Raw genomic sequence first — 18,216 nt, forward strand, 5'->3', positions numbered from 1 at the left:
AGAGGTGCACCGCTTTGGTGCCGGAGGGCTGTTGAATGATTTGCCGTGATCTGGCGCACAAATGTGCGATTTTTATACGACTAGCTTATACTGTAGGACAAAATCAAATAACGGTGATTTAGCTGTTCATCGAACAATGATGTGATACGTGCTGGGCGGCTTGATTTATTGCGTGCATCGCCCCTAACGCAGGTGAGCTAATGGATACTACGTCTATGTCTACGGATAAGAGCCGGGGGGAAACAGCGATGAACAACCCCGGCACCCCCTATGAAACATTGTCTGAGGCGCAAGTTGAGCGCTGCCTGACGTTATGCACAACGGTGACACTAGACTACTTGCTGGAGTCGTTCCCCGCCTTTTGGGGAGAGTGGATTGCATCTGTTGAAAAGCGCGAAGAGCATGCGCGATCCAACAAAGAGCAGATTGCCTTGGCCGAGCTTGTGAAGCAGCTGCAGGGCAGTGGCAAAAGCTGCCTGCGACAGTTTCAAAGTAACGTAAAACAAAACTTTGCCGATTTCTCGAAGCGGCAGCTTAATGTGGCGAGTGGCCAAGAGCGATTTAGCCAAAATATTGGTTTGTCGCTGGTCGATAATGCCGAGCTTGAAGAGACCATTGCGATCACCTCTATTTCGCACCGAGCCGACTCGCAATTTGCCGACATCCTCTGGGCTTTGCATCAGCGTTTAGCGCTGTTGCACGGTGGGCGTAAAATTGATGAACGCAGCAACCCGGTCAGCCCCATCCAATTTTGCGATAGTTTGCGGCGGGTTCTGCAAGAGCTGAGCTTCGATGCCCGCACCAAGGTACTTGGCTATAAGCAGTTTGAGCAGGCCGTAATCAAGCCTATGGGCGAGCTTTACCAAAGCCTTAATGAGCTGCTGATTGCCGAGGGGATTCTGCCCAATTTACGCTATTCGGCTGGCGGAGCCGGCGCTGGTAATAACTGCGATGTGCCAGAGGCCTCTGAGCCAAGTGAGTCAGATACAAGTGAACAGTCGAGCTCGCAAGAAGCTGCTCCGGAGTCACAGCCTGAAGCTGCGCCCGGTAGCCCGCGGCGGCGAGCAACCGACAAGCTTTTTGATCCTGGTGTGGGCGGTGAGCCGCAACAGTATCAGCAAGGCTTGGTTAGTGCGATTCGCCTGCTGCAAACACACTTGGGCGGCGCAGTGGCAGCGGCTACGCCCTCCACCGGGGTGCCTACAAGGGATGTGCCTGCCGGTAACGGTGCGCCCAGTGGTGGTGTGGCGCCAGCGCAACCTTTACATTCAGGCCCGGGTAGCGCGGCGGGTCCAGCATCGGCTGGTGGCGGCTCGACTCAGGTTGTGGGTGCCATTCAGGTACTGCAATCGCAGATGGCGAGCTCAACGCAAGGCTTGCAACACGCGCAGGCAAGTGACATACAGCCACTGGCTGTGGCAGCGGTATCGGAGCAGCTAGTTACCGAGCTTAAAAAGCAGGGCGCGGGTGATGTTTTAGAAGATGATATGAACACCATCGAGTTAGTCGGTTTGGTGTTTGCGTATATTCTTAACGATGAGCAACTGCCCGATTCAGTTAAAGCGCTGCTCAGTTATTTTCATACCCCGGTACTAAAATTGGCTTTTATCGATAAAGAGTTTTTCGATAATGTCGATCATCCAGCGCGAATGCTGTTAAACCAAATGGCTGAAGCAGGTAGCCGTTGGGTGGGTAACGATGGCTCAAGCCAGTACAATATTTTTGAGAAAATTAAAGCGACTGTGTTTCATGTGTTGGAGCACTTTGTTAACGATGTAAAAGTGTTTGCCGAGGCGCGGTTAGAGTTTAGCTCCTATGCGCGCAACGTGTCGCGTCGTCAAGAGTTGATGGAAAAACGTGCGCTGGAAAAAGCCCGTGGTGAAGAGAAATTACGCGAGGCTAAAATTCGCGTTAATAGCGACATCTCGGCCTGCATTGACGGTAAAGCGCTACCCTCGCCGATTCTGCTGTTGCTATTACTACCTTGGTCCGATTATCTATCGTTTATTATTTTGCGTTACGGGGCCGATTCGGGCAGTTATCAGCAGGCTTTAGGCGTTGCCAATCAGTTGTTGTGGAGCATCGAGCCTAAGTCCTTAGAAGTGGATCGTGTGAAACAAGTCGAAGTGCAGGGTGATCTGCTCCACACTTTGCAGTCTGGCTTTGAGACCATCGGTTATGAGCAAAACAAATCGCGTAAACTTATTGATGCGGTGAGCTCATTACAGCGGTTGGCGCTTAAGAGTCAGCAAGTGGAACCTGCCCCTGACACGATGCGCACCAAGCTCGAAAAAATGGCGGCGGAAAAAGCCGGCCAAGTGACGCAGGATGATCGCCAAGTCACCGCCGAGGAGGCGCAGTTAATTGAAAAGCTTAAATTAATTGAGTTCGGTACTTGGCTGGAAAACGACAAAGGTCAGCGTATAAAAGTGGCGTGGTATAACCACAAGACAATGCATTATATGTTGGTTGATCAGCAGGGGCGCAAGGTGTCTATGACCTCGGCGCAGCATCTGGCGCGCGAGATGATTGCGGGTAAGCTGCGTGTGATTGCTGGCAGTGCTAAGCCATTTTTCGAGCGCGCCCTGGAAAACATTTATCACAGCCTCAACGCCCGCGCGTCGGGTGAGCTGCTGGAACGCGAGTAACTTATGGCAGATCCATTATCACCTGATGCCGATGGCCGCGCGACAAAGCGCAGCTCGGTTGGTCAAAGTATCGATGTTTACGACAACACCCGCGATGCCTATCTTGGGCGTGTCGTCAACTTGCACAGTCAAGGCTTGATGGTTATTGGCGATCAACCCTTTGAGGAAGACTGTTTGTACCGTTTTGATTTGCACTTATCCGAGCCTGTTAACGAGCGCAACAGTATTCAGCTGGGAGTGGATTGTTTGTGGGCGCGTAACGCAGAAGATAATGGCAAGCACTGGGCGGGCTTTAGTATTATTGACGCCTCGCCTCAGGCGCTCGAAGATATCGAAACATTAGCGGCCAAGGCCGATGAACAACAAGACTAACCGATAAAGTCATTACCCAGTACTGACGGCGAAGCACTGAGTAATGACGTTATAGGTGGCGCGAATTAAAGCGTCGCGAAAACTTCAGCAGCTTTGCTGATGGTTAAATCGATATCGGCATCGGTGTGGGCTTGAGACATAAACCCCGCCTCGTAGGAGGCCGGCGCCAAATACACGCCACGCTCCAACATGCCGTGAAAAAAGCGATTAAAACGCTCGGTGTCGCAGGCCATGACTTGGCGGTAGTTCTCGACTTTTTCCTCTTGGGTAAAAAAGCAGCCAAACATACTGCCCGCATGATTGGTGGTCATCGCGATGCCGGCATCGGCCGCTGCCTGCTCTAGCCCTTTTACTAATCGCTCAGTTTTGGCAAATAGCGTGGGATAAAAGTCGCTTGCGCTAAGCTCTTGCAGGGTGGCAATACCGGCGGCCATCGCCACTGGGTTACCCGATAATGTGCCCGCTTGGTACACCGGACCACTCGGGGCGATATGGTCCATAATGTCGCGCTTGCCGCCAAAGGCGCCTACCGGCATGCCGCCGCCGATGACTTTACCGAGGGTGGTTAAATCGGGGGTGATTTTGTAGCGCCCTTGCGCGCCGCTGGCACTTACCCTAAAGCCGGTCATTACCTCGTCAAAGATCAAGACGCTCTGATGCTCGTCGCACACCTCGCGCAGGGTCTCTAAAAAGCCGGCAACCGGTGGAATACAGTTCATATTGCCCGCCACCGGCTCGACGATGACACAGGCGACTTGCTCGCCGCGCTCGGCAAAAAACTCGCGTACCTGGTCGGCATCGTTGTAGTTAAGCGTTACTGTATGTGCGGCTAATACTTCAGGTACACCGGGCGAGCTGGGTACGCCCAAGGTAAGGGCGCCGGAGCCGGCTTTAATCAGCAGCGAGTCGCTGTGGCCGTGGTAGCAACCTTCAAATTTAACGATGGTATCGCGACCTGTGTAAGCGCGCGCGAGGCGGATGGCGCTCATGGTGGCCTCGGTGCCGGAGTTTACAAAGCGTACTTGATCCATACTGGGTACGCGCGCGCACACCAGCTCGGCTAAGGTGGTTTCGGCCTCCGTCGGGGCGCCAAAGGTCAGCCCGCTTTTAACCGCCGTGATAACGGCATCAATCACGCTGGGGTGGCTGTGGCCCAGAATCATTGGGCCCCAGGATTGTACGTAATCAATGTAGCGTTTGTCATCGACGTCCGTAATGTAGGCGCCTTCAGCACTTTTAAAAAACACCGGAGTACCGCCAACGGCTTTAAAGGCGCGAACCGGCGAGTTGACGCCGCCGGGTATCCACTGGTTTGCTTGTTGAAAGAGGGTTTCTGAACGAGTCATGGATTAGGCGCTCCTAGGGTGATGATCGATGGAGCCCGGTGGGGGCTGCTGGGTAAAAGAGAGGTAAAGCGGTTGGCAAATTCCCGTGGGTTTGCACTGTGAAACGCATCGTGACAAATGGCCGTGTAATCAGCGCCAGCTTGCAGCACTTGCCCGGCATTGTGCAAACCAATGCCGCCAATGGCTACCGTGGGTAATGTTGGCCACCGCTCGCGTACGGCACTCAGAATATCAAGCGTGGCTGGTTTGGCGCTGGGTTTCGTGTGTGAGTTAAAAAAGCGGCCAAAAGCCAAATAACTAGCGCCGTTATTAGCGGCAGTCTGGGCGAGGGTTAAACTCGCGTGACAGGTAATGCCGATAATAGCGTCTTTACCTAATTGCTGCCGGGCATCAAGTAGCTGAGTATCCGATTGCCCCAGGTGAACACCCTGGGCGCCGCATTGTCGGGCCAGTTGCACGTCATCATTAACAATAAGGGCGGCGCCGTATTGCTGGCACAGCTGCGCCAGTTGCCGGGCTTCGCGCCGGCGGCGCGCATGGTCGGTGGTCTTGTCGCGGTATTGCAGTAGCTGGCAGCCGCCCTCAAGCAGTTGCTCTACTACAGCGTACAGGCGTGCCTCGCGAAAGTTCGCGCTGTCAGTAATAGCGTAAAGTGGGTGAGTTAAAGCGGTGAGCCTTGTCATGGACGCAGTTTACTGGTGAGGCTGGTCCTTCGCAAAATCTTTTTGCTGCGCCGGTTTTATTCGCTTAATGCAAGCGCCCTTGATGTTTGCCGTTGCGCTCGGCCCAGTAGAGTCGGTTGGGAATGCTGTGCCCCATTCCCAATCGGCGGCTCGCTTTGAGGCACTGCCAGGTAAATTGTTGGCCTTGCTCAAGTGCATCACTGAGCAGTAAGCCGTGGGCAAGATAGGTCGCTATGCTGGCCGATAAGGTGGCGCCACTGCCGTGGCTAAACAGGCTCAGGCGCGGCCAGCAGAACGAGCGCATCGGACGGCGGGGCAAGTACAGGCGGTTTTCATAATCGTTGGCGTTGCGTCGGGCGCCGGTGATGAGAACGGCGGCGCAGCCCTGTGTCAGGATCTCTTGTCCGCAGGCGTCGACCGTATCGGCCTGCCTGGCTAATTGATGGGCCTCGACAATATCTGGAGTAATGACGTCGGCCAGCGGCAATAAGAGTGTCTTCATGGCGCTGCTAATTTGCTCGGCATCGTCGAAATGGCTGGCCGATGAGTTGGCAATAGACAGCGAGGCAACCGGGTCGAGGACAACCGGCAGGTCACTGTAGTCGCATAAAATACTGTGGATGGCCTCTATTTGCTCGACCCGGCAAAAGTAGCCAAGTTTGATCGCAGCCACTGGCATGTCTTCCAAGATGGCGCGGGTTTGCTCGATGAGTAAATCGGCCGGGGTGGGGGCAAGGTCAACAAGCTGGCGTGTGTCGCGAGCGCACAAGGCGGTGACCACGGCGCAGCAGTGGGCGCCCAAGCTAATGGCGGTTTCGATATCCGCCTGTATCCCTGTGCTGCCACTCGGGTCGTGGCTCGATAGCGAGAGCACGACCGGAGTGCGGTCACTAAACTCCGACATGGCTGGTTACCTCACAAAACGATAGCGTGTTGTGAGTCTAGCACAAGGCTGCCGCCTACAAAGGCGGGGCCTGCAAGCTAAAAAGGCTTAACCACCACCAAAATTACAATCGCCACTAAAGCGAGTACCGGCAGCTCGTTAAAAATACGAAAGTACCGATCGCTGCGGATATTGACGTCTTGGGCAAAGCGCTTCACGTGGGCGCCGCACATGTGGTGATAGCCGATCAGTAGCACGACCAAAGCGAGCTTGCACCAAAACCAGTAGGTGACTTTGATAAAGTCCCACTGATAATGCACCAGTGCGCCACCGAGGATAAGAGTCGCCAGCATCGATGGCGTGGCGATACCGCGATACAGTTTACGCTCCATGATTTTAAAGCGCTCGCGGCTGGGCAGATCGTCGCTCATCGCGTGGTAGACAAATAGCCGTGGTAGATAAAACAGCGCCGCAAACCAGCAGATAACCGCAATAATATGAAATGCTTTGATCCAGAGCATGGGCTCCCTCGGTGGTATCGTAAAGCCGGTATTATGCCAGCTGTGGCGCGCCGGCGCAGCGTGGGCGGCTGGCAATTTGAGCGGCTGGCTCTTATGATAGGGGGCTTTTGCGCAGTTGCCATAATGTTATTAGAAAGTGGCGTGAGTTGAGTTAATTGAGGGGCTGAGTGTGATTAAAGTAGGTATTGTCGGAGGTACCGGGTACACCGGTGTCGAGCTATTGCGGTTATTGTCCAAACACCCCGAGGCTGAGGTTGTCGTCATCACCTCGCGCGCGGAGGCGGGCATTCCTGTGGCCGACCTCTATACTAACCTGCGTGGCCATGTGGACTTGTGCTTTACCGAGCCCGATGTTGCCACGCTGGGTGAGTGTGATGTCGTGTTTTTTGCCACGCCTCACGGTGTAGCGCAAAATCTGATGCCAGCACTGCTGGCAACGGGGACGCGCGTTATCGACTTGTCCGCAGATTTTCGGATCCGCGACCCTGAACTATGGGCTCGTTGGTATAACCAAACCCACGGTTGTCCCGAGCTTATCAGTCAGGCCGTTTATGGTGTGCCTGAGTATCAGCGCGAGGCTATTAAGCAGGCGCGTTTGGTGGCCTGCCCTGGCTGTTACCCCACGGCTATTCAGCTTGGCCTGCTGCCTTTGCTGGAGCAAAACCTTGTCGATAGCGAGCATTTGATTATCGATGCCGCCAGCGGTGCCACGGGCGCAGGGCGTCAGGGTAAAGTCGACTTTTTGCTGACTGAGGCTGGCGATAATTTTAAAGCGTATGGCGCGGGCGGGCACCGGCATCTGCCGGAGATCGAGCAGTCGCTGCGGGATATGCAGCCAGCGGGCAGCAAGCCGGCGCAAGTGACGTTTGTGCCACATTTGTTGCCTATGATCCGCGGTATTCACGCCACCACTTATGCCCGTGCACTGGACGCTAACACGCTGCCAGACTTGCAGGCGTTGTTTGAAGAGCGCTTTGCCGATGAGCCTTTTGTGGATGTCATGCCGGCCGGTGTGCACCCGCAAACACGCTCGGTAAAAGGCTCTAATATGTGCCGCATTTCCGTGTTCCAACCCCAGCAGCGCGATACAATCGTCGTCTTGTCAGTTATCGATAATCTCACCAAGGGTGCCTCGGGGCAGGCGGTGCAAAACATGAATATTATGTTTGGCTTAGCCGAAAATGCGGGCTTGGATGTTGTGGCACTGTTACCGTGATTATGGTGTGGTTATGAAGGAGCGGGTGTTTTGAGCTCGGTAAAAGGCAGTAAGCAGTACTCGATGAAGGTGGTGCCCAGCCGTCCCGGGCGCAACGTTGCACTGGTGTTGCTGGTATTGCTGTTATTGGTTGCTACCGCCGGTGGTGGTTACTTGTATGGCTATTGGATGGGCCTGGGCGGTAAGTCATTTGCATTGGGCGAGAGCGACCAGTTAAGTAGCCAGCTGCAAGACAGCCGCCTAGAGGCCGAGCAGCTACGCCAACAAGTTGCCAATTTAACTCTTTCATCCGAAGTTGATCGCCAAGCTAACGACAGTGTCCGCAACGAGGTGATAGATTTGCGTGAGCAGATTGCTAGCCTTGAGGCCGATATTAGTTTTTATCGCGGCTTAATGGCGCCAGGCGATGAAGCGAGCGGTTTAAAAATAGGCGAAGTGTCTTTAACCGCGCGCAATGAGCCTCGCCACTTTAATTATAAATTCGTGGTACAGCAGCTGGCGACGCAGCACTCGGTGATCAGTGGTGCTATAGAGATTACTCTCGTGGGGCGCCGCGCGGGCGAGTCAGAACGTCTGGCGCTTTACGAGGTGTCCGATGAGGTCGATGATAACGACATCAAGCTGCGCTTTAAATATTTTCAGAATATTGAGGGCGATATGATGTTGCCCGAAGGTTTTGAGCCCGAAAAAATTGAGCTAGTGGCCCAATCTACCGGTAAAAATGCCGCCGAAGCCAAAAAAAGCGTTAGTTGGCGGGTGCGGGACTTATAACAATCAATGTAATTATTCAGCGCTCCCGATAACAGTTTAGGTTGTCGCGCAACCTTGGCTGTGAGTTGAATAGTTACAATCAAATACCTATAACGATAGGTGGTATTAAGACTATGGCGTTTAACAGCAATCACACTCTTATCTCCAAAGGCACCCGTATCGTGGGTGATATTCACTTCTCGGGCGACCTGCAAATTGAGGGCACCGTGCAAGGTAATGTGTTGGTTGAAAACGGCGGCGATGCCAAGCTGGTAGTTGCCGAGAAGGGGGTGGTCGAAGGCGAGATCCGTGTGCCTCGCGTCGTCATCAACGGCAAAGTCGTGGGTAATGTGTTCTCCAGCAAGCACGTCGAGCTGGCGTCCAAAGCGGTGGTAGAAGGTAATGTGCACTACCAGCTTATTGAGATGGTGAAAGGCTCGCAGGTTAATGGCGCGCTTGTTTATGGCGAACAAAATAGTGATTCAGCCCGCACTGATGCCAGCACCTTTGAGGCGGCCGAAGGTGATGAAATTCCCGCCAGCTAAAACAGTAATAGTTGACTGTTTTACTCTGGTATTGGGATAATGCCCTGCAGATCACTGGGGCGCTGCCCCGACCTATTGGAGTTTTATCATGTCCACCCCTGAAGTTTTTACCCCTGCATTGCTTTACGTTAGCCCGGGCGCCGTCGCCAAGGTGAAAAGCTTGGTTGAAGAAGAGGGTAATGATGACCTTAAGTTGCGCGTGTACGTAACCGGCGGTGGCTGCTCAGGCTTTCAGTATGGTTTTACCTTTGACGATGTGACGGCCGAGGACGATACCGTGGTGGAAAAAGACGGTGTCAAAGTGGTGGTTGATGCGATGAGCTACCCCTATTTGGTAGGCGCTAACGTAGACTATAGCGAAGGCTTGCAGGGCGCTAAATTTGTTATCAGCAACCCCAATGCCGCGACAACCTGCGGTTGTGGCTCATCGTTCTCGATCTAAAGCGTCTCTTTTAAAGGCGCGCGAGCCTCGTTTAAGCGGGGTAGACCGCGCCTAACGGGACGGGTTTGCTCGCACCTGTAGCGCTGGGGAGGTTTCCCGGCAGTCCCTCTAGGCGCCGATGTGCCAGCCAAGCAAAGGCGGCCGCCTCGACCCAATCCGGATCTATACCCAGCTCGGCAGTGGTCATGACCTCAAATGCTGGTAGTCGAGCGGCTAAGCTTGTTACTAAGTGAGTGTTGTGCGCGCCGCCCCCGCAAATATAAAGCTCGCCGCCTAGCTCAGAGTTTGGACAGCGCTGGATGTGGCGGGCGATACTCTCAACCGTGAAGCGCGCCAAGGTTGCTTGCACCTGCGCCGGCGTAAGTGAGCTAAACCCCTGTAGTTGTTGGTCTAGCCAGTTCAGGTGGAAGTCTTCTCTGCCGGTGCTTTTGGGAATTGGCAGGCTCAGGTAAGGGTGCTCAAGTAGCTGCGCCAGTAGCTCTGGGCTATGTGCTGCACTGGCGCTCCACTGGCCGTCGGCATCATAGGCAAGGCTTTGGTGGCGTAAAATCCAGCCGTCCATCAGCGCGTTGCCCGGGCCGGTATCAAATCCTAATGTCTCCCCCGCTGGGGTTAGCCAGCTGATGTTGCCAATCCCGCCGATGTTAATAATACCCCGGTTAATGTGGGGGTGAGCAAACACGGCGGCGTGAAAGGCGGGCACCAGCGGTGCACCCTGGCCGCCCACCGCGATGTCGCGCCGGCGAAAGTCGGCGACGGTGGTAATGCCTGAGCGGGCGGCAATAATATTGGCATCGCCAATTTGCCAGCTAAAAGGCGATGGAGTGTTACCGGGGGGGCGATGGCGAATAGTTTGCCCATGGCTGCCTATGGCGCGAATACGGCTGGGGGGCAAATCGCAGTTGCGCAGCAAGGCGTTGGCTGTTTCGGCAAATAATTCGCCAAGGCGAGTGTCCATGGCGCCGGCGCGCTCTATTTCGTTGGCGCCGGGCTCGCAAAGGGCATGGATCTCTCGTTGCAATACGGCGTCAAAAGCAAAGCTGTGGTGAGCGATGAGGCGAATGCTCGCCTCACCAATGGCGAGCAGTGCCGCATCAATACCATCGGCACTGGTGCCGGACATTAGACCTATGTATAGCGTGTCCTTTGGGCCTACGTCGCCAGGGGTGGTCATCGCTTAGTTGATCGTGCTTTCGCTCTTGTTCAGAGCTAGGCGATTGGCGTTGTAGCGTTGTTGCAGTTGGGCAACCATAGGCTCGGTTTGAGCGCGAAACTGCGCCATCTCGGCCTTGGGTATTGAGTCCGCTTTGGGTAGCTTTTGCACAATGGTGCGCGGGTTGCGGTGCACGCCGTCGAGTAAAAACTCATAGTGTAAGTGCGGCCCGGTAGCGTAGCCGGTAGAGCCGACGGTGCCGATAATTTGCTTTTGCTTAACCCGTTGACCGGTCTTAACCATTTTCTTGTTCAGGTGCAGGTACTTGGTTTGTATGTTGTTGCCGTGCTGGATAAATACGTAGTTACCGTTGGGCTTGGTGTAGCCTGCCGCAACCACGCGACCATCGCCAGATGCCCATACCGGGGTACCAGTGTTGGCTGCGTAATCGGTGCCGCGGTGGGGCCGTACGGTTTTAAAAATAGGGTGTAAGCGCTTGGGGTTAAAGTTGCCACTGATCCGCCGAAAATCTACCGGCGCCAGCAAAAAAGCCTTGCGCATACTTTCGCCGTCGGGCGTAAAATAGTGGCTATCACCGGCGGCATTGGTGTAGCGCACCGCCCGGAACTTATGGCCTTGGTTGGTGAATTCGGCGGCGAGAATGGCACCGGTGCCGATTTTTTCCCCGTCTAAAAACTTCTCTTCGTAAAGCACATTAAAATGGTCGCCTTTGCGAATATCCAAAGCAAAGTCGACATCCCAGCCAAAAATATTGGCTAACTCCATAATAAGCGCGTCTTGCATGCCTACCGCTTGGCCGGCTAAAAACAGCGAGCTATTAATGGTCGCCTCTTTATAGGCGGGCCGCAGCTCGGGGTTTTTGATCTCTTGCGCGCTGACAAAGCCTTCGTCGGCGCGCTCAAAGTGCGTGCTGCTAAGGCGATTGGTAATGTGGCTGAGCTTTTGCAGTTTACCGCTGTCGTCTAAATAAAAGACAATCTCGTGGCCGGGCATAATGCGCGTCAGGCCTCTTGCCTCTTTACAGGTGCTGGTCAGCTCGTAAACATTGCTATCGTTTAGTCCTGCACGCTTAAATAGGGTTGATAGGCTATCCCCCGAACGCACTGTAAACGATTTTTTTGTTAGTGCAGGCGCTGCGGCGGCAGTCACCGAGGGCAGCGCCTCCTGAGTGGGCGCTGAAGCTTCTGACGGCGCGGCACTGGTGGCGGTTACGCTCGGCGCAGGGGCACCTGTGTCAGCAGCTGTGGATGGCTGCGTGTTCTTAAGGGTGTCGGGCTTTGCGCTACTGTCAGGTGCTGGCAACGTTAAGGCGACGCGAGCACTGTTGGCAGGCTCAGGCTGAGAGGGGGCGTCGAAACTGCCACCGGCCCATACGCCCAAGGCGAAAATTAGTGCCCCAGCCGCGGCCATGTGACCTTTGGGGTACTGAGAGAATGCCCGCAAGGCGCGCGGTAGTGGTTGTTTTTCAGGGGGTTGCATGAAACATTTAAACCTAAATAAAGCATCAATTGCGCTTAGTTATATCAGAAAAGGCCTTTAATATCGATCTTTTGTGATCGTTTTTTGATCTTTTAAAGGCTGTTTTTATCGCTGGATGGTTAGTCCACGAGGCCATCAAAAAGTTGCACGGTAAGGGCTCAGGGGTTTGTTTTTGTGAACGGTTCGGGTATCTTTGCCCGCCTATTGGCATCGGCGTCAGCCGGTGCTTTTCTCTATATGGTTACAGTTTATTTACTGGGTGAATAGTTTCATGACGACGATCGATGCTTCGCTATTTGACGACCTGCAAAAACGCGGGTTGATTGCACAGACCACCGGTGGCGATGTGCTGGCGGATTATTTGGCATCCGGTAGTCGTACCCTTTATAGCGGCTTCGATCCTACCGCCGATAGTCTCCATATCGGTCATCTGGTGCCACTGTTGGCGCTAAAGCGCTTTCAGCAAGCCGGCCACAAACCCATTGCGTTGGTAGGTGGCGCTACTGGTTTGGTGGGTGACCCCAGCTTTAAGGCCGCCGAGCGCAAGCTCAACACCCCGGATATCGTCGCGGGCTGGACCGATAAGCTCAAGGCTCAGGTGAGTCGCTTTATCGACTTTGATAGCGGTGAAAACGCCGCCGAGGTGGTCAATAACCTCGACTGGGTGGGCGACATGAATGTGCTCGACTTTTTGCGCGATGTGGGCAAGCACTTCTCCGTCAATAATATGATTAACAAAGAGTCGGTAAAGCAGCGTATCGATCGTGAAGGGGCGGGTATCTCGTTTACCGAGTTTACCTATATGTTGCTGCAATCTTACGACTTTGCCGAGCTCTATAAACGCCATAACTGCACGCTGCAGATTGGTGGCTCGGATCAGTGGGGCAATATTACAGGCGGTATCGATTTGGCGCGCCGTATGTACAGCGGTGAAACCTACGGCATGACGCTGCCACTGGTGACTAAATCGGACGGTACCAAGTTTGGCAAAACCGAGAGCGGCACCGTGTGGCTCGACCCGGCCAAAACGTCACCTTACGCTTTTTACCAATTCTGGTTGGCGACTGCCGACGCCGATGTTTATAAGTTTTTGCGTTATTTCACCTTCCTGCCGTTGGCCGACATCGCCGCCATCGAGGAAGAGGATAAAGCGGCTCAGGGGCGGCCTCAAGCCCAGAGCGTATTGGCTCGGGAAATGACCGCGCTGATTCACGGCGAGCAAGGTTTGCAGGCGGCCGAGCGTATTACCGAGGCGCTGTTTTCCGGGAGTTTGGATCAGTTAGATGAGTCGGACCTGGAGCAGCTGAAGTTGGATGGCTTGCCTTCGTCTGAGCTCGCGCGCGATCAGTTGGGTGACAAAACACTGACCCAGTGGCTGGTGGATGCCGAGATGGCGGCCTCTGGTAAGCAGGTAAAAGATGCGTTGGGGCGCGGCGCTGTGACGATAAACGGTGCGGCGATCAGCTTTGAAGAAAACCTCGATGCGGCCGCGTGTTTTGCCGCCGAGCGCGCCAAGTTTGGCCGTTTTTATGTGGCCAAGCTGGGTAAGAAGAAGTATCACCTGTTTCAAGTAGGTTAAACCCTCTGCGCCAGCTCTGGCCGGAGCTGGCCGTTTTATCCCGTTGCGAAAGCTGTGTATGCTGAGTGCCTGATTCGCAGTGCCTCTTGCTTGGTCGAGTGCGCTGTGCCGCATTGAAGCAGCAACTCTCTGGGGATATCAACCATGTTCATTCAGCGAGCGGTGCGTTGGCTCCGCGTTTTTAGTGTTTTGGCTGTGGTAACCTTCACTGCGGCTTTTGCCCGTGCACAGGTTACCGTCGAGGCCGTAATAGTGCAGCCTGAAGCCGTTGTCGAGCCGATACCCTTAACCGGATCTGTCAGCGCATTGCAGTTGTCGTCGCTGTCGGCCGAGGTTAGCGGGGTGGTAAAACGTGCGGATGTTTATGCCGGGGACCACGTGGCTGCCGGGGAGCCGCTGCTGCAGTTGGATTCGGAGCTTACGCGGCTGGCGCTGGATGGGGCCGAGGCTCATGTGGCCCGGGCTCAAGCTCAAGAGGCCGAGGCGCAACGGTTATTGGCTGAGGCTCAGGATTTGGTTCGCGAGCACAATATCGCCGCCACCGAAGTTGGTGCCCGCCAGGCGGCGCTCGCCAGTGCCCGAGCCGATCGGCAGGTGGCGGAGGCCGATCGCGCCCTAACTCAAGCACGCCTGAAAAAGCATAGCCTGACGGCGCCTTTCGCCGGCACTGTGAGTGTTAAGCATACCGATGTGGGCGAGTGGGTGGAGCCGGGCACAGCGTTACTTGAGTTGGTGTCTACCGAGCAATTGCGGGTAGATTTTCAGGTGCCTCAGCGATACTTTCACCGTATTAACGAGCAAACCCGGGTCGTAATGACACTAGACTCGGCGCCAAACGAAACCTTTACCGCTGTAAACCTTCGCAAGGTACCGCTCAGTCGCCCAGGGGCTCGCACCTTTTTGTTGCGAGCATCGCTGCCGGCTGATGTCCCGCAATCCATCCCTGGCATGGCGGTATCGGCCACCCTTAATCTCGACGCCGGGCGCCGCTCGGTTACGGTCCCCCGGGATGCATTGTTGCGTTACCCGGATGGTCGCACTGTGGTGTGGGTGGCCGAGTCGGATAGTTTTGGCGAGGAGGTGGCTGTCTCTGAGGTGCAGGTTACCCCGGGGGTGGCTTTTGCCGGACGGGTTGAGATAACTCAAGGGCTCAGTGGCGGGCAAGTGGTAGTGACCCGCGGCAACGAGGCGCTGCAACAGGGGCAGCGCGTTCAGCTGCGCCGCTCGAATCAATCCAACTGAGTGAGGCCAGACTATGTTTGAGGGCATTGTTCGCCACGGAATTCTGGTCACCGTTACGGTGTTAATCATCAGTGTGTTGGGGGTACTGGCGGCGCTGCGCATACCGGTGCAAATGATCCCCGACTTAGAGGTGCGCACCATCAGTGTTCGCACCCAGTGGCCCGGTGCGACGCCGCAGGATGTGGAAAAAGAGATCCTGATCGAGCAGGAGGAATACCTGCGCAATATCCCTTACCTGGAGGAAATTACCTCGTCGGCCAGCTTGGGGCAGGCGAGCATTGAGCTGGAATTTCCTTTTGGGGTAGATATAACCGAAACCCTGATTCGGGTAAATAATGCTCTGACTCAGGTGCCTTCGTATCCGGTGAATGTGGATGAGCCTCAAGTATACGCAACCTCATTCTCCGCCAATTCGTTTATGTATTTTCGTATCTCGCCGCTGGATGGTAACCCCCGTGGGCTCGATATGGACATGATGCGTGATTATATCGAGGACAATGTGCGCCCGCGCATGTCTAGCGTGCCGGGGGTGTCCGAGATTAGTGTCGGTGGTGGTGCCAAACGACAGGTACAAATTCGGCTTAACCCAGATGCTCTGGCTCAGCGCCAGTTGACGTTGGCAGATGTGCGCACGGCTATCTCTTTGCGCAACCGCGATATCTCTGGTGGCGAGGTGACCAGTGGCAAGCGGCGTTACCTTTTACGGACCTTGGGGCGGTTTGATTCGGTGCAAGAGCTGGAAGCGCTTATTGTTAAGCGTGACGGTGACAGCGTGACCCGCCTGGCGGATGTGGCCGAAGTACGTTTTGATCATTTTAAAATTCGCGACAAATCCTTTGTGAATACCAAGCCGGTTATTAGTTTGTCGGTGCGCCGTGAAAGTGGCTCGAATGTGTTGGCCATTAAAGAGGCGATGATGGCCGAGGTAGAGAGCATTAATCGCGAGCTGCTTGAGCCCGAAGGGATGATTCTTGAGCGCACCGCCGATGATGTGGTTTACGTGAATGACTCGATCATTAACGTGTGGAAGAACTTAGTGCTCGGGGCGCTGCTGGCCACCGTCATTATGTACGCTTTTTTACGCTCGTTTCGCGCCACGGCGTTGGGTGTTGTGGGTATTCCTATCTGTACCATTGCAGCGTTTATTGGCCTGTTGGCGGCGGGTCGAACGATTAATGTAATCTCTCTTGCCGGAGTGGCCTTTGCCATTGGCATGACGCTCGATAACTCCATTGTGGTGCTCGAGAGTATCGAGCTCGAGCGCCAGCGGGGGTTAAAGCGTATGCAGGCGGCTGTCGAGGGCGTTAAAAAAGTTTGGCCGGCCGTGCTTGCTTCTACGTTGACCACGATTATGGTGTTTTTGCCCGTGGTGTTTATTGCCGAAGAGGCGGGTCAGCTTTATTCCGATATCGCTATTGCGATCTCTGCCTCTATTTTTGTTTCGATGCTGGTGGCGATTACGGTGATTCCTACCGCGAGCGCGCGGTTGTCATTGCACTCAAAAAATCACGATACCCGTTGGCGCCGTGTGCTGACCGATAAGTTGTCATGGTTGTTTGCCACATCTGGCCGGCGTATCAGCTGTTTGTTGTTAACGGTGCTTGCCAGCGGCGCTATTGTGCTGTTCCTGACGCCTCCTGCTGAATACCTGCCAGAGGGGGAAGAGGCAAAAACCTTTGCCTCGATGAATGCTCCGCCGGGTTACAACCTTGAGACAATGGAACAGATTGCCTTAGAGGTGCAAGATTACTTTATGCCGTTTGTGGATGATGAGCCCGAAGCGTTTGCGCGCGGCGAGACTGAAGTCCCGGCGATGAAGTATGTAAACCTCGGGGTCTCGGCGAGCGGTATGCGCATTATCTCGGAGACAAAAGATCCCGGGCAGATCGAGCCGCTGATGGATGCCTTAGTGGAAAAGTATGAGAGTTACCCGGGCATGCGCGCCTTTGCCGCCCGCGGCTCCATTATTAGTAGTAACGATGGCGGTACCCGCAGTGTTAATTTAGAGATATCCAGTCCTAACCTGGCGGACGCCTATCAGGTTGCTCGTGATGCGCTTGCCCGGGCCGAAGAGATTTTTGACGGTCCCCGCATCCAAACACAGCCTTCTAGTCTGTCGTTATCACAGCCCATGTTGCAAATTAGGCCGCGCTGGGAGCGTGCTGCGGAGCTTGGTATGAGCGCCGAAGATATAGGCTTTGCGGTGGCAGCCTTAACCGACGGCGCCTTTGTCAGCGAGTACTTTCAGGGCGACGATAAAATTGATATGTATCTCTACAGCAACCGTGGTCCGGGAGTGGAACTGGAGACGCTGTCGCAGCTGTCGGTTTATACCCCCTCGGGCGGTACGCTACCTTTGACAGAGCTGGCCGAAATAGAAGAGACGGTTGATACCAATGTGCTGCGTAGGGTGGATGGCCGCCGAACCGTTACCTTGAATATTATCCCGCCTCGCTCGGTGGCATTGGAAACCGGTGTGGCCCGGGTACGTGAGGAGCTGGTCGGCTGGCTTAAAGAGACCGGTCGGGTACCTGCGGGTGTGTCACTTAATATCGCCGGCGCGGCCGACCAGCTCGATGCGACCCGAGAGTCCCTTAGCTCCAACTACTTAGTGTCCCTCGTGGTTGTTTATCTGTTGATGGTCGCTATTTTCTCGCACTGGGGCTATCCACTGCTTATTATGACGGTAATTCCACTTGGTATTGCCGGCGGCATTGCTGGCTTGGCAGTAATGAATGGGTTGGGGGCGTTGCTGCAGTCCCTTGGGCTTGGCGGCTTTCAGCAGTCGTTCGATATGATCTCCATGCTCGGCTTTTTGATTTTGATGGGCACTGTGGTCAATAACCCGATATTGATTGTGCACCGCGCCATCGAAAATGTAGAGCGTTCGGGTATGGAATGTGTCGATGCTGTGCGCGAAGCGGTGCAGTCGCGCCTGCGCCCCATTGCCATTTCTTCCGTTACCACCATCTTTGGTCTGGCGCCGCTGGTGTTTTTGCCGGGCGCAGGCAGCGAGTTATATCGGGGCGTGGGGGTGATTGTAATGGCAGGTATCGTTGGGGCTACGCTGGTGACGCTTACGACCCTGCCATCGGCAACGGTCATCGTGTTGCGCTGGACTAGGCGGAGCAAGGTGGCCAACCCCGGTGCTTAACGGGCGGTCTCAGTGGCAAGAAAAGGCGGCGCAAGCCGCCTTTTTGTGTCTGTAGTTTGCGCATTTGTTTGGTCGGTTTTTACCCGATTTAGGCGGCGTTAAAGAAAGTGTAAAAATAATGTGATTTGGGGCTTGTGCGATTCGGATTGGTGCGTATAATGCGCCCCTCTTTCGCAGGAAAG

General features: G+C 54.8%; 15 protein-coding genes. 9 read left to right on the plus strand and 6 right to left on the minus strand.

All coding sequences use genetic code 11. From position 1 onward, the window contains the following. The first annotated feature begins 215 nt into the window (after positions 1 to 215). Positions 216 to 2,648: a DUF1631 family protein gene (locus AACY82_RS16185; protein WP_339617885.1), complete on the plus strand. Its 2,433-nt coding sequence runs from the start codon at positions 216 to 218 to the stop codon at positions 2,646 to 2,648. A 3-nt stretch (positions 2,649 to 2,651) separates the two neighbouring features. After that, the gene (locus tag AACY82_RS16190) at positions 2,652 to 3,020 is read left to right on the plus strand and encodes a PilZ domain-containing protein (protein ID WP_339617886.1); all 369 of its coding nucleotides are present in this window, start codon (positions 2,652 to 2,654) and stop codon (positions 3,018 to 3,020) included. Positions 3,021 to 3,085: 65 nt separating this feature from the next. On the opposite strand, the gene hemL is transcribed toward AACY82_RS16190, so the two are convergent. From hemL to hemJ, 4 genes are all read right to left on the minus strand, one after another. Continuing rightward, on the minus strand, positions 3,086 to 4,366 hold the full coding sequence (gene hemL / locus AACY82_RS16195; protein ID WP_339617887.1) for a glutamate-1-semialdehyde 2,1-aminomutase: 1,281 nt from the start codon (positions 4,364 to 4,366) through the stop codon (positions 3,086 to 3,088). Continuing rightward, complete coding sequence (thiE, locus tag AACY82_RS16200) at positions 4,363 to 5,049, minus strand: thiamine phosphate synthase (protein WP_339617888.1); 687 nt, start codon at positions 5,047 to 5,049, stop codon at positions 4,363 to 4,365. The genes hemL and thiE overlap by 4 nt, the downstream gene beginning before the upstream one ends. Positions 5,050 to 5,113: 64 nt before the next feature. Beyond that, on the minus strand, positions 5,114 to 5,953 hold the full coding sequence (locus AACY82_RS16205) for a hydroxymethylpyrimidine/phosphomethylpyrimidine kinase (protein ID WP_339617889.1): 840 nt from the start codon (positions 5,951 to 5,953) through the stop codon (positions 5,114 to 5,116). 77 nt (positions 5,954 to 6,030) lie between these two features. Continuing rightward, positions 6,031 to 6,453 carry a protoporphyrinogen oxidase HemJ gene (gene hemJ, locus AACY82_RS16210; RefSeq protein ID WP_339617890.1) on the minus strand — a complete coding sequence of 141 codons (423 nt, stop codon included), beginning with the start codon at positions 6,451 to 6,453 and terminating at the stop codon, positions 6,031 to 6,033. Between the two features lie 169 nt (positions 6,454 to 6,622). Between hemJ and argC the strand changes: the two genes are divergently transcribed. The 4 genes from argC to erpA all read left to right on the plus strand — a co-directional run bounded on the left by argC (position 6,623) and on the right by erpA (position 9,406). Beyond that, on the plus strand, positions 6,623 to 7,669 hold the full coding sequence (argC, locus tag AACY82_RS16215) for an N-acetyl-gamma-glutamyl-phosphate reductase (protein WP_339617891.1): 1,047 nt from the start codon (positions 6,623 to 6,625) through the stop codon (positions 7,667 to 7,669). A gap of 30 nt (positions 7,670 to 7,699) precedes the next feature. Next, positions 7,700 to 8,440, plus strand: a complete 741-nt coding sequence (locus AACY82_RS16220) for a DUF6776 family protein (RefSeq protein ID WP_339617892.1) — start codon at positions 7,700 to 7,702, stop codon at positions 8,438 to 8,440. A 113-nt stretch (positions 8,441 to 8,553) separates the two neighbouring features. Beyond that, positions 8,554 to 8,964 (plus strand): polymer-forming cytoskeletal protein, encoded by a 411-nt coding sequence (locus AACY82_RS16225; protein ID WP_339617893.1) that lies wholly within the window; start codon positions 8,554 to 8,556, stop codon positions 8,962 to 8,964. An 88-nt stretch (positions 8,965 to 9,052) separates the two neighbouring features. After that, on the plus strand, positions 9,053 to 9,406 hold the full coding sequence (gene erpA / locus AACY82_RS16230) for an iron-sulfur cluster insertion protein ErpA (RefSeq protein WP_339617894.1): 354 nt from the start codon (positions 9,053 to 9,055) through the stop codon (positions 9,404 to 9,406). 31 nt (positions 9,407 to 9,437) lie between these two features. On the opposite strand, the gene AACY82_RS16235 is transcribed toward erpA, so the two are convergent. Together AACY82_RS16235 and AACY82_RS16240 are read right to left on the minus strand one after the other, a co-directional pair. Further along, entirely contained in the window at positions 9,438 to 10,580 is a 1,143-nt protein-coding gene (locus AACY82_RS16235; protein WP_339617895.1) for an anhydro-N-acetylmuramic acid kinase, read from the minus strand. A gap of 3 nt (positions 10,581 to 10,583) precedes the next feature. After that, positions 10,584 to 12,059, minus strand: a complete 1,476-nt coding sequence (locus AACY82_RS16240) for a peptidoglycan DD-metalloendopeptidase family protein (RefSeq protein ID WP_339617896.1) — start codon at positions 12,057 to 12,059, stop codon at positions 10,584 to 10,586. 271 nt (positions 12,060 to 12,330) lie between these two features. Here AACY82_RS16240 and tyrS point away from each other — a divergent pair, with 271 nt between their 5' ends. The 3 genes from tyrS to AACY82_RS16255 all read left to right on the plus strand — a co-directional run bounded on the left by tyrS (position 12,331) and on the right by AACY82_RS16255 (position 18,034). Continuing rightward, positions 12,331 to 13,638, plus strand: a complete 1,308-nt coding sequence (gene tyrS / locus AACY82_RS16245; RefSeq protein WP_041522328.1) for a tyrosine--tRNA ligase — start codon at positions 12,331 to 12,333, stop codon at positions 13,636 to 13,638. A gap of 144 nt (positions 13,639 to 13,782) precedes the next feature. Then, the gene (locus tag AACY82_RS16250; RefSeq protein ID WP_339617897.1) at positions 13,783 to 14,880 is read left to right on the plus strand and encodes an efflux RND transporter periplasmic adaptor subunit; all 1,098 of its coding nucleotides are present in this window, start codon (positions 13,783 to 13,785) and stop codon (positions 14,878 to 14,880) included. Positions 14,881 to 14,893: 13 nt separating this feature from the next. After that, positions 14,894 to 18,034, plus strand: a complete 3,141-nt coding sequence (locus AACY82_RS16255; protein ID WP_339617898.1) for an efflux RND transporter permease subunit — start codon at positions 14,894 to 14,896, stop codon at positions 18,032 to 18,034. The last annotated feature ends 182 nt before the right edge of the window (positions 18,035 to 18,216 follow it).

The sequence above is a fragment of the uncultured Gilvimarinus sp. genome, from assembly GCF_963972205.1.
Taxonomy (GTDB): Bacteria; Pseudomonadota; Gammaproteobacteria; order Pseudomonadales; family Cellvibrionaceae; genus Gilvimarinus; species Gilvimarinus japonicus.